The 14,139-nt window shown below is 38.7% G+C and carries 14 protein-coding genes; 9 read left to right on the top strand and 5 right to left on the bottom strand.

All coding sequences use genetic code 11. The features are described from left to right. The first annotated feature begins 51 nt into the window (after positions 1–51). The 8 genes from BZK16_RS11925 to BZK16_RS11890 all read left to right on the top strand — a co-directional run bounded on the left by BZK16_RS11925 (position 52) and on the right by BZK16_RS11890 (position 7,614). Positions 52–1,152 (top strand): 4-oxalomesaconate tautomerase, encoded by a 1,101-nt coding sequence (locus BZK16_RS11925; RefSeq protein ID WP_077929122.1) that lies wholly within the window; start codon positions 52–54, stop codon positions 1,150–1,152. Between the two features lie 30 nt (positions 1,153–1,182). Continuing rightward, positions 1,183–2,214 (top strand): amidohydrolase family protein, encoded by a 1,032-nt coding sequence (locus BZK16_RS11920; RefSeq protein ID WP_077929121.1) that lies wholly within the window; start codon positions 1,183–1,185, stop codon positions 2,212–2,214. A gap of 10 nt (positions 2,215–2,224) precedes the next feature. Continuing rightward, positions 2,225–2,920: a 4-carboxy-4-hydroxy-2-oxoadipate aldolase/oxaloacetate decarboxylase gene (gene ligK / locus BZK16_RS11915; protein WP_077929120.1), complete on the top strand. Its 696-nt coding sequence runs from the start codon at positions 2,225–2,227 to the stop codon at positions 2,918–2,920. Between the two features lie 22 nt (positions 2,921–2,942). Then, a complete protein-coding gene (locus tag BZK16_RS11910; RefSeq protein ID WP_077929119.1) occupies positions 2,943–3,854 on the top strand; it encodes an amidohydrolase family protein in 912 nt (303 codons plus the stop codon). 19 nt (positions 3,855–3,873) lie between these two features. After that, the gene (ligA, locus tag BZK16_RS11905) at positions 3,874–4,263 is read left to right on the top strand and encodes a protocatechuate 4,5-dioxygenase subunit alpha (protein WP_077929118.1); all 390 of its coding nucleotides are present in this window, start codon (positions 3,874–3,876) and stop codon (positions 4,261–4,263) included. Next, positions 4,256–5,107: a class III extradiol dioxygenase subunit beta gene (locus tag BZK16_RS11900; RefSeq protein WP_077929117.1), complete on the top strand. Its 852-nt coding sequence runs from the start codon at positions 4,256–4,258 to the stop codon at positions 5,105–5,107. The genes ligA and BZK16_RS11900 overlap by 8 nt, the downstream gene beginning before the upstream one ends. A gap of 19 nt (positions 5,108–5,126) precedes the next feature. Next, a complete protein-coding gene (locus tag BZK16_RS11895; RefSeq protein WP_096777521.1) occupies positions 5,127–6,068 on the top strand; it encodes a Gfo/Idh/MocA family oxidoreductase in 942 nt (313 codons plus the stop codon). Between the two features lie 88 nt (positions 6,069–6,156). Then, positions 6,157–7,614 (top strand): aldehyde dehydrogenase family protein, encoded by a 1,458-nt coding sequence (locus BZK16_RS11890; protein WP_077929115.1) that lies wholly within the window; start codon positions 6,157–6,159, stop codon positions 7,612–7,614. Positions 7,615–7,685: 71 nt separating this feature from the next. Here the strand turns inward: BZK16_RS11890 and BZK16_RS11885 are convergent, their stop codons facing one another. The 5 genes from BZK16_RS11885 to BZK16_RS11865 form a co-directional block, all read right to left on the bottom strand. Then, positions 7,686–8,957: a RidA family protein gene (locus tag BZK16_RS11885; RefSeq protein WP_077929114.1), complete on the bottom strand. Its 1,272-nt coding sequence runs from the start codon at positions 8,955–8,957 to the stop codon at positions 7,686–7,688. Positions 8,958–9,240: 283 nt separating this feature from the next. Further along, positions 9,241–10,806 (bottom strand): FAD-binding oxidoreductase, encoded by a 1,566-nt coding sequence (locus tag BZK16_RS11880; protein ID WP_077929146.1) that lies wholly within the window; start codon positions 10,804–10,806, stop codon positions 9,241–9,243. A gap of 11 nt (positions 10,807–10,817) precedes the next feature. Further along, positions 10,818–11,300 (bottom strand): hypothetical protein, encoded by a 483-nt coding sequence (locus BZK16_RS11875; RefSeq protein WP_077929113.1) that lies wholly within the window; start codon positions 11,298–11,300, stop codon positions 10,818–10,820. A gap of 4 nt (positions 11,301–11,304) precedes the next feature. Further along, positions 11,305–11,634, bottom strand: coding sequence for a c-type cytochrome (locus BZK16_RS11870; RefSeq protein WP_077929112.1), 330 nt, complete (start codon positions 11,632–11,634; stop codon positions 11,305–11,307). Positions 11,635–11,952: 318 nt separating this feature from the next. Beyond that, complete coding sequence (locus BZK16_RS11865; protein WP_077929111.1) at positions 11,953–12,693, bottom strand: UTRA domain-containing protein; 741 nt, start codon at positions 12,691–12,693, stop codon at positions 11,953–11,955. A 310-nt stretch (positions 12,694–13,003) separates the two neighbouring features. On the opposite strand from BZK16_RS11865, the gene BZK16_RS11860 reads away from it, so the two are divergent. Continuing rightward, the gene (locus tag BZK16_RS11860) at positions 13,004–14,131 is read left to right on the top strand and encodes a CaiB/BaiF CoA transferase family protein (RefSeq protein WP_077929110.1); all 1,128 of its coding nucleotides are present in this window, start codon (positions 13,004–13,006) and stop codon (positions 14,129–14,131) included. Positions 14,132–14,139: the final 8 nt, after the last annotated feature.

The raw sequence follows: 14,139 nt of genomic DNA, 5'->3' as shown, positions 1-14,139 counted from the left end.
AGATCATTAATCTTCACCCATTTCAATATCTATCAAAATCAAGAGGTCGATATGTCGGAGAAAATAGCCGTTCCAGTGAGTTTAGTTCGTGGCGGAACATCTAAAGGTGTATTCATAGATGCTAAAGCATTGCCTGAAGATATTCAGTTACGAGATAAATATCTATTGGCAATCATGGGATCGCCAGATCCAAGGCAAATTGATGGTTTGGGTGGTGCACACTCTTTGACAAGTAAAGCAGGAATTATTTCAAAATCTACCGATGGTAAAAGTGAATTAACTTTTTTATTTGCACAATTACAGCCGAAAAGTGATGTGGTGGATACAGAGCCAAATTGTGGGAATATGTTGGCTGCTGTTGTGCCGTTTGCGATTGAAAATGGCTTAATTACAGCAAAAGGTGAAACAACAACAGTTCGTGTATTGACACAAAACACAGGAATGTTGAGTGATATCACAGTAGAAACACCCAATGGTCAAGTTCGTTATGATGGCACAGCAAGCATTGATGGTGTACCAGGCACAGCTTCGCCGATTTATATCAAATTTTTAGACATTGCAGGATCCATGTGTGGTTCGTTATTGCCAACAGGTTCTGCTAAAGATCAATTCACATTATCCAATGGCAAACAAATAGAAGTCACATGCATTGATAATGGTATGCCAATGGTTTTGATGAATGCCAAAGATTTTGGTGTCACAGGTTATGAAGCTGTGAGTGAATATAACGAAAACACTGCATTGAAAGCTGAAATTAATCAATTGAGATTAAATGCTGCCATGAAGATGGGCTTGGGCGATGTGAGCCAAAAAAATTATCCCAAAATGTGTTTATTAGCACCAGCCATCAATGGTGGGGCGATTCATACACGCTGTTATATTCCGCATGTTTGTCATGATGCAATTGGTGTATTAGCCGCTGTAACAGTTGCAACAGCTTGTGTCTATCCTGAAAGTATTGCTTATCCATTAACAACGCAACCGAATAAAAATGACAAAGATTTAGTGTTATCCATTGAACATCCAACTGGGGAATTTAGTGTGTCATTGGATATTGAAAATGATGCTGTGAAAGGTGCATCACTATTGAGAACAGCAAGAATATTGATGAAAGGTGAAGCTTATGTTTCACCAAATAAAATCAGCAGCTAAAAATTACAAGAAATTATAGAGGAGAAACAAATGAGTTTAATCATTGATTGTCATGGCCACTATACGACAGCGCCAGCAGCATTGGCAGAGTGGAGAGAGCAACAAATTGCATCTATTAAAGATCCATCGTTGAAGCCAAAAGTGGAAGATTTGGTAATCACGGATGATGATATTCGTGAAACGATTGAAAGCAATCAATTACGTTTGATGAAAGAGCGCGGCATTGATATGACGATCTTTTCACCACGTGCAAGCTTTATGGCGCATCACATTGGTGACTTTGAAGTTTCTTCTACATGGGCAGCGATCTGTAATGAGCTTTGCTACCGTGTTTCCCAATTGTATCCTGATCATTTTGTGCAATCAGCAATGTTGCCACAATCACCAGGTGTGCCAATTGAAACATGTATTCCTGAATTGGAAAAGTGTGTGAATGAATATGACATCGTTGCGGTGAACTTAAATCCAGATCCTTCAGGTGGACATTGGACATCACCGCCTCTAACAGATAAATATTGGTACCCAATTTATGAAAAATTAGTGGAACACCAATTGCCCGCAATGGTGCATGTGAGCACAAGTTGTAATGCATGTTTCCATACAACAGGTGCACATTATATCAATGGTGATACAACTGCATTCATGCAATTGATCGAAGGTGATCTATTCAAAGATTTTCCAGAATTGAAATTGATCATTCCTCATGGTGGCGGTGCTGCACCTTATCATTGGGGGCGATATAGAGGTTTAGCACAAGCATTGAAGAAACCTGAATTAACAGATCATTTAATGAATAACGTATTCTTTGATACATGTGTTTATCACCAAGATGGCATCGATTTGTTATTAAAAGTTGTGGAAAACAAAAACATTCTATTTGCATCAGAAATGATTGGTGCAGTGCGTGGTGTGGATCCATTAACAGGTCATAATTTTGATGATACTAAGCGTTATATTGAAGCATCATCACTGAATGCAACAGATAGAGATGCTGTTTATGAAGGCAACATTCGTAAAGTATTCCCTCGTTTAGATAGAAGATTGAAAGCAAAGCAAGCATAAGGAGTTGGTCATGAGTCAAAGATTAAATAATTTAGGTGTTGTGCATACTGATATCACTCGTGCGGATGCTGCTGTGGTTGCTGAGTTATCTAAATATGGTGTGGCAACAATCCATGAAGCAATGGGCAGAGTAGGCTTAATGCAACATTATATGCGCCCAGTTTATAGCGGCGCAAAAATGTGTGGCACAGCTGTCACAGTATTATTACAACCAGGTGATAACTGGATGATGCATGTAGCAGCAGAACAAATTAAACCTGGTGATGTTGTCGTTGCAGCATGTACCACAGAATCTGTAGATGGTTTCTTTGGTGATCTGTTAGCAACATCATTCAAAGCACAAGGTGCAAAAGGCTTGATCATCGATGGCGGTGTGCGAGACGTGGCTGATTTAGAGGAAATGCAATTTCCAGTATTCAGTAAAGCGATTTGTGCAAAAGGTACAGTGAAGGCAACTTTGGGGTCTGTGAATATTCCAGTTGTGTGTGCAGGTGCTCAGGTTAATCCTGGAGATGTTGTGATTGCTGATGTGGATGGTATTGTGGTTGTGCCCAAGGAAGTTGCAGCACAAGTGGCAGAGCTAGCAAAGCAACGTGAAGAAAATGAAGGCAATAAGCGTCAGCAGTTTGCAGATGGCGTATTGGGATTGGACTTATACAAAATGCGCGAAGGCTTAGAAAAAGCTGGCCTTAAATATCTACCTTAATTAAAATTCTTCAGGAGTTGCTATGTTTGAAATGACACCAGGCTGGTTAGAATTCTATCCAAACCCATCTAAACCAAAATTTGTGATGCCAAAAGGTGCAGTGGATGCCCATTGCCATGTGTTTGGGCCGCACAATGAGTTTCCTTATGCACCAGAGCGTAAATATACGCCGTGTGATGCATCAAAAAATCAATTATTTGCCTTACGTGATTTATTGGGTTTCGAGCGCAATGTGATTGTGCAAGCCACATGTCACGGTGCGGATAATAGCGCTTTGGTGGATGCATTAGAATCAGCGAATGGTTTAGCGCGCGGTGTTGCAACAGTTAAATCAACAGTTACAGATGCAGAGTTGCAAAAAATGCATGATGCTGGCGTTCGTGGTGTTCGTTTGAATTTTGTAAAGCGTTTAGTGGACGAAGCATCACCAGAAGAGTTATCAGCGATTGTGGAAAAAATTAAATCTTTTGGTTGGCACATTGTGATCTACTTTGAGGCAGAAGATTTGCCACGTTTATGGGATTTCTTCACGAACATTGATACAACAGTAGTTGTGGATCATATGGGCAGGCCAGATGTGACAAAATCAGCAGACGGTGAAGAGTTTGCACTCTTTGTTAAGCTCATGGCTGAGAATTCTAATTTCTGGTGCAAAGTTTCATGCCCAGAGCGTTTAAGTAAAACAGGTCCTAAGGCATTGAATGGTGAACAGCAAGCTTATCTAGATGTTGTACCATTTGCGAAAAAGATTGTGGAACAATTCCCAGATAGAGTATTGTTTGGAACAGATTGGCCACATCCAAACTTGAAAGATCACATGCCTGACGATGGTTTATTAGTGGACTATATTCCACAAATTGCACCGACAGCGGAATTGCAAGAGAAATTGTTGGTGAAGAATCCAATGCGTTTGTATTGGCCAGAAGCGTTATAGTCTAAGTAAGGAGGATACAATGGACAAACCGTACAAAGATATACCTGGAACCATCATTTTTGATGCCGAGCAATCTCGTAAAGGTTATCACATTAATCAATTCTGCATGTCTCTGATGAAAGCTGAAAATCGTGAGCGATTCAAAGCAGATGAACGTGCCTATCTCGATGAATGGCCAATGACAGAAGATCAAAAAGTTGCACTGATAGCACGTGATTTGAATCGCTGTTTGGAATTGGGTGGCAATATCTATTTCCTTGCTAAATTGGGCGGTGTGGATGGAAAATCCTTCCAACAATTAGCAGGTAGCATGACTGGCATGAGCGAGCAAGAATATAGAGAAATGATGGTGAAAGGTGGAAGATCACCTGAAGGTAATCGTTACATAGGAGAGAAGAAAGATGGCTAAAATTACAGCGAGTGTTTACACATCACACATTCCTGCAGTTGGGAATGCGATTGATAATAAGTTGACGCAAGATGCTTATTGGAAGCCTGTATTTGATGGTTATGAATTCTCGAAAGATTGGATCAAAGAGAATATGCCAGATGTTGTGTTCCTTGTGTATAACGATCATGCCAATGCATTCAGTTTAAGTTTGATCCCAACATTTGCATTAGGTACAGCGGATCAATTTGAAATTGCGGATGAAGGTTGGGGAAAACGCCCTGTACCTACTGTTGAAGGCCATCCTGAATTGGCTTATCACATTGGCACATCATTGATTCATAATGGCTTTGATTTAACAATTGCCAATGAATTACCAGTGGATCATGGTTTGACTGTGCCAATGTCATTAATGTTTGGTGATGATATTGAAAAATGGCCATGTAAAATCATTCCGCTTCATGTGAATGTAGTGCAATATCCAACGCCATCAGGCGAGCGCTGTTTTGCGTTAGGTAAAGCGATTCGTGAAGCTGTAGAATCCTTTGATGAAGATTTGAATGTACAAATCTGGGGCACAGGTGGCATGAGCCACCAATTACAAGGCCCACGTGCAGGTTTGATCAATAAAGAATGGGATAATCAATTCTTAGATGATTTGATCGACAAACCAGAAGCATTATCAAAAGTGCCACATGTGGAATATGTACGTGAAGCAGGTTCTGAAGGCATTGAATTGATCATGTGGTTAATCGCACGTGGTGCAATGAACTTGGATGAAACGCCAAAAGTAACCCATCGTTTTTATCATGTGCCAGCATCTAATACTGCTGTAGGCCACATGATCCTAGAAGAAAACTCATAGGAGGTTTTGAGTGAGTAAAATCAGAGTTGCATTAGTCGGCACAGGTGCATTTGGTATTAAGCATTTGGATGCTTTGAAAAATATCAGTGATGCAGAAGTGACTTGCGTTGTTAGCCGTGAACTAGAAAATGTGAAAGATGTGGCAGAAAAATACAATGTGCCACATTACACAACAGATTTTGATGAAATGTTAGCAATGGATGATGTGGATGCAGTGATTTTATGTACGCCAACACAAATGCATGCAGAGCAAACATTACAATGCTTAAAAGCAGGCAAGCACGTGCAAGTGGAAATTCCATTAGCTGACGCTTGGAAAGATGCAGAAGAAGTTTTAGAAGTGCAGAAAGCTTCAGGTTTGGTTGCAATGGTTGGGCATACGCGCCGTTATAATCCGAGTCATCAATGGGTAAAAAAGAGAATTGATGCAGGTGAATTAAATATTCAACAAATGGATGTGCAAACCTATTTCTTTAGACGCAAAAATATCAATGCATTGGGTCAACCACGTACTTGGACAGACCATTTATTGTGGCATCATGCTGCGCATACTGTGGATTTGTTCCAATATCAAACAGGCTCCAAAGTTGTGAAAGCTAATGCAATTCAAGGGCCGATTCATCCTGAATTAGGCATCGCGATGGATATGTCCATTCAGTTAAAAGCTGAAAATGGGGCGATTTGCACATTATCATTGTCCTTCAATAATGATGGCCCACTTGGCACATTCTTCCGTTATATTTGCGATAATGGCACATACATCGCAAGATATGATGATCTGGTGAATGGCAAAGAAGAAGCCATTGATGTGACAAATGTGGATGTTTCTATGAATGGCATTGAATTACAGGATCGCGAATTCATTGCGGCAATCAAAGAAGGTAGAGAAGCACGCTCAAGTGTTGCTAACGTTATTGACTGTTACAAAGTACTCGCAGATTTAGAGAAACAATTAGCTTAAAATAAAGTGATATAAAAAGGCCAATGGTGATTCATCATTGGCCTTCATTGAATATAAACACCAAAAGCTTAACCGGAGGAATATCAGGATGAAATATATAGGGTTTGAATCGCAGTTTATTAATGGTGATTGGGTGAAAGGCTCAGCACAAGGTGAAATTAAAGTCGTTAACCCATTTAACCAAGAAACAATATTATCTGTTTCAACAGCATCGAAACAAGATGTTGATATCGCTTATGCTGGCGCTGAAAAAGCTCAACAAAACTGGGGTAAATTATTACCACAAGAGCGAGCAGCAGTTTTGAAAAAATTGATTCAAGTGATTGATGCTCGTTATGGTGAATTACATGAATGGTTAGTTTCTGAATCTGGTAGTACTGCACTGAAAGCACACATTGAATTGGGTAGTGCGAAAAACATTATTGAAGAGTCTATTTCTCTCATTGGCAGAGCAACAGGTTCGATTATGCCATCGTCAATTGCTGGGCAAGAGAGCCGTGCTTATCGCTTGCCGCTTGGCGTTGTCACAGTGATTAGCCCTTGGAACTTTCCCTTCCATTTAAGTATGCGTTCTGTTGCACCTGCAATTGCATTAGGTAATAGCGTCTTATTGAAACCATCTAGTGATACGCCGATTACAGGCGGATTATTGCTTGGCAAATTATTTGAAGAAGCAGGCTTACCAAAAGGTGTATTAAGCGTTGTTGTGGGTAAAGGTTCTGAAATTGGTGATTATGTTGTAACTCATGCTGCTACGTCATTTGTATCATTTACAGGTTCAACGCCAGTTGGGCACCGCATTGGTCAATTAGCAATGGGTAATCCTATCAAGCGTGTTGCATTGGAATTGGGTGGTAATGCACCAATTGTTGTATTGAAAGATGCAGATGTGGATGAAGCAGTGAAAGCAACAGTATTTGGTCGTTTCTTACATCAAGGTCAAATCTGTATGAGCACGAATCGCGCCATTGTGGATGCATCGATTTATGATGAGTATGTGGCAAAACTATTGGCACATGTGAAAACATTGAAAGTAGGCAACCCTGCGGAAATGGAAACAGCGATTGGCCCATTGATCAATGAAAAGCAAGTGAACGAAGTGAAAGAGAAAATCGCTTTGGCTGAAAAACAAGGTGCAACGATTGCTTATGCTGGCGGTATTAATGGTAATTTGGTTGGCCCACATGTATTCATCAATGTTGATCCTAATTCTGCGATTGCGAAAGAAGAAAGTTTTGCGCCATTATTGCCAGTGATTAAAGCAAAAGATGAAGATGATGCCGCATATTTGGCTAACTTGAGTGAATTTGGCTTATCCAGCGCAGTATTTACGAAAGATTTCGAGCGTGGCGTAGAATTCGCACAGCGTATTCGCGTGGGGATGACGCACATTAATGATATCTCTGTGGATGATCAAACGAATGCGCCATTCGGCGGTGAGAAAAACTCAGGTTTAGGCCGCTTTAATGGTGAATGGGTATTGAATGAATTCACGCGCATGCAGTGGATTACTGTGCAGAAAACGCCAAGACCATATCCATTTTAGTTGTCGCTAACTTGAATATATAAAAAACCACCTTGCGGTGGTTTTTTATTAATAGAAATAATTTTTAATACTTATGCTTTCTTTGGTGGTGTACCTTCGGCATTACCTAAAATAGCATCGATTTGAATCAATGCATCGTTAAGAATGGAAGATATTCCAATCACTCTACGAGCTGGTGTACCTTCAGGGAAGAAGGTTTTATACACTTCATCTACAGCTGCCATATCTTCAATATTTTTCACGAAAATATTAACTTTTACGGTATCTGCTAATGTATGGTTTGCACTTTCAACAATAGCTTTGATGTTGTTCAAGCATTGCTCAGTTTGTGCTTTGATATCACCTGAAACGATTTGATTTGTTTTAGGATCAAGCGGTAATTGAGCAGAGATATTGTTGTAGTGAGAAAAAGCTACGATCTGTGTTGATAATGGGCAGATAGGTGCATTTTGTGTATTACTTGCTTCAATAACAATACCATGACGATCTTCCACTAATTGTGGCGGTGTGCCATCACCATGAGAAACAACAGCTTCAATTTGTACAAGAGCGCCCATTGGTAAAGCTTCAACAGCTGCAACTGTTCGTGTTGGCACATAAGCAACGGCACGTGCAATGCTTGAATCAGGGAAGAACGTACTATAAACAGCGTTAACTTCATCAATTGCTGCTAAATCTGTTAAGAATACATTGATTTTCACAATGTCATCAAATGGTACATCAATACTCTCTAAAATTGCTTTTACATTTTTCAAGCACTGTGCAGTTTGTTCTTTCACTCCACCAGAAACTAATTTGCCAGATTTTGGGTCAATTGGTAGCTGTGCTGATAGATTATTGTAGTGTGAAAAGGCAACAGTTTGTGTGGATAAATTACAAATAGGTGCATTAGAAGTGTTATTTGTGAGCTTGATTAAATCACCAGCTTGAGGTGCATTAGGAATAGAGCCTACGCCATTGGATACTAAAGCTTCCACTTGAATTGAGGCATTCAAAGGCAAAGATTTTACTGCAACAATAGTTTGTGTTGGCAAATATGTCGTAAAGAATGAGCGATAAACTTCTCCAATAGCTTCTAAATCTTTAATGTTAGTTACAAATACAGTAATTCTTACGATGTCTGTCATTCTGTGATCAATGCTTTTTAAAATAGCTTTGATATTGTTAAAGCATTGCGTTGCTTGGGCTTTAATGCAACCTTCAACTAATTTTCCTGTTGCAGGATCAATTGGCAATTGTGCTGATAGGTTGTTGTAGTGTGAGAATGCAACTGTTTGCGAATGAAGACTGCTTTTTGGTGCATTATCTGTATTTCTTGCTAATACTGCGTTGTATCCACTCATCATGCTTTCCTTTTAAAAACGCCTTTGAATGCTCGATACTAAGCTCAGTAAATGTTAGGTGTCAAACTAAGTTAAGTCATTAATAAACTTTAATTTAATAGTGAATATTTACTTAAATGTTTCTAATAATCAAACGGTGTTTATTTTAAAAATATTTAGTTGAAAGAAACAATATTATTAAATTAAATGCAGTATTTTATATATCTTGATTTTTAAGGTTGAAAAATTAAAAGGCTAGATTAGCTAGCCTTTTAATCACTTAATATTTTGATCAATCATTCAATTAGAAATTGTTGGTTAAATCGATGCCACATTTGCCTGGGGCAAGAATATTGTTAGGATCGAGTGCGCGCTTAATCGCATGTTCCACTTGACGTTTAACAGGACCATAAATCTGTGCAACGCGTTCTTGGAAATGTGTATTCACACGATAAACGGCATAACCTTCTTTCTCAAACTCATCCAAAAGCTCATTAAAGCAAGCATCCGCACGCTTTGTTTCCTCGGGATCAGCACGGTTATAAAGTACATCGATCACGTGGTGCATGTCGCGCCAACCTACAATGAATTCGCCCACATAATCTAAACCATGCTTATTCAAAATGCGTTTAGCCATAGATTTCTGTTTGTCACATTCTGAACCGCGTGCTTGTGTTACAGGTGCAAACCACATTGAGCCACCGCCGCCGCGCCAGTTGTATAAGCCAAATTCTTGTAAATTTGGTACGCCAGACATTAATTCTGCACGATATTTGAAAGGTTGAGTATTGCCAGCTTCTTCTTGTGTGATTAATTTACCTTTACCTAATTTTTCAACAGCAGCTTTTACAATATTCCAGTTCACATCCACTTGTTCTTGTGTGCCATACAATGCAGCATAAACATTCCAAGCACCTAAATTTTTGTCTTTTTGGATTTGCTTTAAGATCTCATCAGATGTTGAACCAGGTTCCATTGTGTATTGGCTACGGCGAGTGTCACAGGTTGCAGCTTCCCAGAGGATATTAGCGATTACAACAGAGTTTGGAATGATCTGTGCAATGCGCAATGGACGGATCATTTCAACGATTTCGGAGATATCGCTTTCTTCAGAGAATTGAATTTCAAAAGGTTTGTAAACAGGAGGTTTTGGCATCAACCAAAATCCCATTTTAGTACAAATACCATAGTTAGATTGCGTGAACATTCCATCCAATGTTGGACCATAACCCCATTTGAATACTTGCCAAGCTTTATCACCTTGAACGCCGCCCATGCCTGTACGTAATACTTCACCATTTGCTAATACGACTTCCATACCACATTGCATCATGAAATGTTCGCCATAAGGTGTATAGCCAACGCCACGATCCATTGTATTACCTAAAGGTCCTGCGATGGCAGAAGGTGCGGAGAAAGAAAGCATCAAAGGAATATTGTTTTCTTGTAAGTAATCATACAATTGCTGATAAGTTACGCCTGGTTCAACCAAAGCCGTACATAAATCAGGATCAACATGAATAATTTTATTCATTTTTTTCAAATCTAAAATGATTTGACCGCGTTCAACAGGTGCAGCAGAACCATAACCAAAATTACGACCTGTAGAAATTGTCCAGATGGGGATTTTGTATTCATTACAAATTTTAAGAATCGCCTGAATTTGTTCCACTGTCGTTGCAGTCACAACTGCTGATGGCGTATGTTCTGCATTATCAACAGACATCATAATTTTTGTATAAGGCAAAATGTGTTCTGTGCTCACTAGAACATTATCATTCCCCATGAGCTGTGTAAGTTGCTCTACAGCTTTTAAAAAATTCTCTTGTGTTACGCCTTTTGGCAACACCATATTTTTATCTTCTTTCATTGTTTTCCCCATTAGCTTTCAATTAAAAATGAAACGTAATGTTTTTTGAATGCGATATTTTCTGCCATTGCAGGATTCATGATATTGCTTACTAATCCGGAGCCTAATTGAACTGCGGATTCATTGGAATGAATCACATGATCTTTGTGCCATAAAATGCGAGCATTGGTTGTGCGTGCAAAATCCATGATTAAAACTGCACTTGCATCATCCACTAAGCCAAAAATTCTTTGCCCTTTAGTTTTTAATAGGCTTTGATATTTTTCTAAAAAAGGCAGTGAAGTTGCGCTATGCAATGATGATTGAATCACAATGGATTGAACTGTATTAGCACCTTGATAAAAAGCATGCCCAACGTCATCATTTGCCACGATTAAATGAATGGGATTATTAGCAATATTAGATGAAGCCCACAATGGTGAAACCAAGTTCAATGCACTGGCAGAACCCAAAGCAACAATGCCTTTTAATACATTACGACGAGCTGTATTCATGGCATTAATCCTTTTTCTGTGCTGTTGTGACAGGATTCGCGGGTAAATTCTCAATATATTGGGCAGTTTCTAATAATGTTGCATCATCCACATGGGACATTGGAAATGCGGGCATTGCTTGGAAACCGCTTCTCGCCATAGTGATGATGAATGTTGCAGGTAGCTTTCGACCTTTAAAATCAGGGCCAATGCCAGCTTCATGACAACGGCCACAAATTTCTTTATAGGTTTGTTTTCCCTTTGGAAATGATTTCTCTTCGCTATAGGCGGCACTTAGCATTAGGCTACTTGTCAAAATACCAACAAAAGTAGCACGAGATAAAATGGTAAACATTGGATATTTCCTTTGTATAATCAACCATGAATATGCATTTTTTCATTTCATGGGTATTAATTTTTCAGTCTTTATTAGTCTTCATGAATCAATGATTTTGGCGGATTCATGATGACAATAATTTCCGATCTCTCCTCTTTCTCCTGCATTCAGAGACCATTGTGTAGTCTGAATGTAGATTTTATTATGCTAGAAAACTATCAATAAGCTATTACGAAAATGCACTAGCTGATATTTAAATTCATTGCATATTTTAGTTATAGTAATTTTTGAGAAATTAATGTTGGGTTATACAAAACAATAATCGATATTGAGTAACTAAAGTGTATCCATAGGGATATTAAAAATTTCTGTATCGCGCAATGTGAGATGTGACTGTAATTTATAGCGTGAAGCAGGGTAAGTGAATTCTGCATAGCTGATTAATCCGATAGTGCTCCATGTTCTGCGCTTAGTTGATAAACACGCTGAGTTTTCATCGATTTGCAAGAACTGTGCTAATTCCTTCGTTGCAATTAAAGCTTCAATGGTTTGATCCATTTCTACAAGATCATAGTGGCTTAATAAGTATTTACCAGGTGAAATATTGAGAAAATCTTGTTCAAAAAAACGAGGTACTAAAGTGCGTGATACATAACGTTTTTCCATAGCTAGTGGAATATTGTTTTCATGGTGTAGAAGATGACAAAAATAAACAGTTTCACCTTCAGGAATTTCCAGTTTTTTAGCAATGCTTTTAGAAGCTGATTGCAATTTTTGCGCAATCATCTCAATTCGATATTCACTGCCTCTACTTAATATTTCTGTAGATATATCGACGATACGAATTGGCGGAGATGCCACACGTTTACTGGATACAAAAGTACCGCTACCTTGTACGCGTTTCAGAACACCTTGTTGGCTAAGTTCAACGATAGCTCTATTCACTGTCATGCGGCTGACACCAAATTGTTTGGCAAGAATATGCTCTGAAGGAATTTGTTTACCTTCTTCAAAAATATCATTTTCTATGCTTTCAAGGATGTAGTTTTGTACTTTTTTATAAACTGGTATAGACATCTCTTAATTGTAGTTCCAAGTTAGCAGGGTACGATTATAACGTAAATATTAATATAAATATATTGTTTTGCTTAGGTTTTATGGTTATTTCAATATGGCTACATAAATAGTGATTTTTATTAAAGTATATATAATTTCAATTATTGTCTAGACAACTTTTGTTTTGTGTGAATATAATGATTTAAGCCCATACAAAAAACTCACTAGGGCAAATCGGAGGAAAAATAGATAGATGAATGTAGGATCTATGTAGCTATAGATTTAAGGTTTCTATTTGTTTGAATTAATTTCACTATTGGAGGTTGTCATAATGAATGACATGAAGAAGCCTTTAGATGGCATACGTGTTTTAGATTTAAGTCGTGTACTTGCAGGACCTTATTGTACCAGTATGCTTGCGGATCTTGGTGCAGAAGTAATTAAAATTGAAATGCCTGAGCATGGCGATGATAGCAGACATCTAGGTGCTTTTGATGCTAATGGCGATAGCATTTATTATGCATTGATTAATCGTGGTAAACGCAGTATCGAATTAGATTTTAAAGAACCAGCTGATATGGAAAGATTCATTAGTCTGGTTAAAACCGCTGATGTGATCGTAGAAAACTTTCGCCCAGGTGTTACTAAGCGTTTAGGTATAGATTTTGAAAGCTTGAAATATCACAATCAAAAAATTGTCTATACAAGTATTTCTGGATTTGGACAGGATGGACCTTTTGCTAAATATCCTGCTTATGACATTGTTGCCCAAGCTATGTCTGGCTTGATGAGTATTACAGGTTTTAAAGAAACAGGGCCAACACGTGTTGGTGAATCTATGGGCGATATTATTGCTGGGATTTACGCATCTTGGGCAATTTCATCAGGTTTATTTGCAAGAGAAAGAACAGGTGAGGCTCAATATATTGATGTTGCAATGTTTGATGCTTTGCTGTCATTGCAAGTGACTGGTTTAGCAAGCCTATTTTCAGGTGCAAACCCAACATTAGTAGGCAATCGTCATCCTATTTCTACACCGTTTGATACCTATCAAGCTAAAGATGGATTGGTTGTGATCGCAATCGCTAGTGATCGCTTATTCCAGAAATTTTGTGAAAGCATTGGGCAAGTAGAATTGGCAAGTGATGCTCGATTTTTAACAGATGAAACACGCACAGAGAATGAAACAGCTCTTAAATCAATCATTGAAACTTGGGCAAAGCAATTCAGTGTGGATGAAGTGTGTGAAAAGCTGGGCAGTGATGGCATTCCTGTATCTGCCGTGTGGAATTTAAAACAAGCTGCCTATAGCGAACAATCTAAATTTAGACAAATTTTAGTGGATGTGGAAGGGCAAGACTATCCAATTGTGCCACAACCTGTATTTTTCAATGGCCAAAAGCCACATGTGACTAAGCCTGCACCTGTATTGGGTGAAGCAAATGATGAAATTAAATAGTGGAGATG

The organism is Wohlfahrtiimonas populi (assembly GCF_002006795.1).
Lineage (GTDB): Bacteria > Pseudomonadota > Gammaproteobacteria > Cardiobacteriales > Wohlfahrtiimonadaceae > Wohlfahrtiimonas > Wohlfahrtiimonas populi.
This window is presented reverse-complemented; position numbering and strand designations above follow the sequence as displayed.

Excerpts from the sequence above, each read along its gene's own strand:
- BZK16_RS11925 (WP_077929122.1), top strand. The coding sequence starts at position 52 with ATGTCGGAGAAAATAGCCGTTCCAGTGAGTTTAGTTCGTGGCGGAACA.
- BZK16_RS11920 (WP_077929121.1), top strand. The coding sequence starts at position 1,183 with ATGAGTTTAATCATTGATTGTCATGGCCACTATACGACAGCGCCAGCA.
- ligK (WP_077929120.1), top strand. The coding sequence starts at position 2,225 with ATGAGTCAAAGATTAAATAATTTAGGTGTTGTGCATACTGATATCACT.
- BZK16_RS11910 (WP_077929119.1), top strand. The coding sequence starts at position 2,943 with ATGTTTGAAATGACACCAGGCTGGTTAGAATTCTATCCAAACCCATCT.
- ligA (WP_077929118.1), top strand. The coding sequence starts at position 3,874 with ATGGACAAACCGTACAAAGATATACCTGGAACCATCATTTTTGATGCC.
- BZK16_RS11900 (WP_077929117.1), top strand. The coding sequence starts at position 4,256 with ATGGCTAAAATTACAGCGAGTGTTTACACATCACACATTCCTGCAGTT.
- BZK16_RS11890 (WP_077929115.1), top strand. The coding sequence starts at position 6,157 with ATGAAATATATAGGGTTTGAATCGCAGTTTATTAATGGTGATTGGGTG.
- BZK16_RS11885 (WP_077929114.1), bottom strand. The coding sequence starts at position 8,957 with ATGAGTGGATACAACGCAGTATTAGCAAGAAATACAGATAATGCACCA.
- BZK16_RS11880 (WP_077929146.1), bottom strand. The coding sequence starts at position 10,806 with ATGAAAGAAGATAAAAATATGGTGTTGCCAAAAGGCGTAACACAAGAG.
- BZK16_RS11875 (WP_077929113.1), bottom strand. The coding sequence starts at position 11,300 with ATGAATACAGCTCGTCGTAATGTATTAAAAGGCATTGTTGCTTTGGGT.
- BZK16_RS11870 (WP_077929112.1), bottom strand. The coding sequence starts at position 11,634 with ATGTTTACCATTTTATCTCGTGCTACTTTTGTTGGTATTTTGACAAGT.
- BZK16_RS11865 (WP_077929111.1), bottom strand. The coding sequence starts at position 12,693 with ATGTCTATACCAGTTTATAAAAAAGTACAAAACTACATCCTTGAAAGC.
- BZK16_RS11860 (WP_077929110.1), top strand. The coding sequence starts at position 13,004 with ATGAATGACATGAAGAAGCCTTTAGATGGCATACGTGTTTTAGATTTA.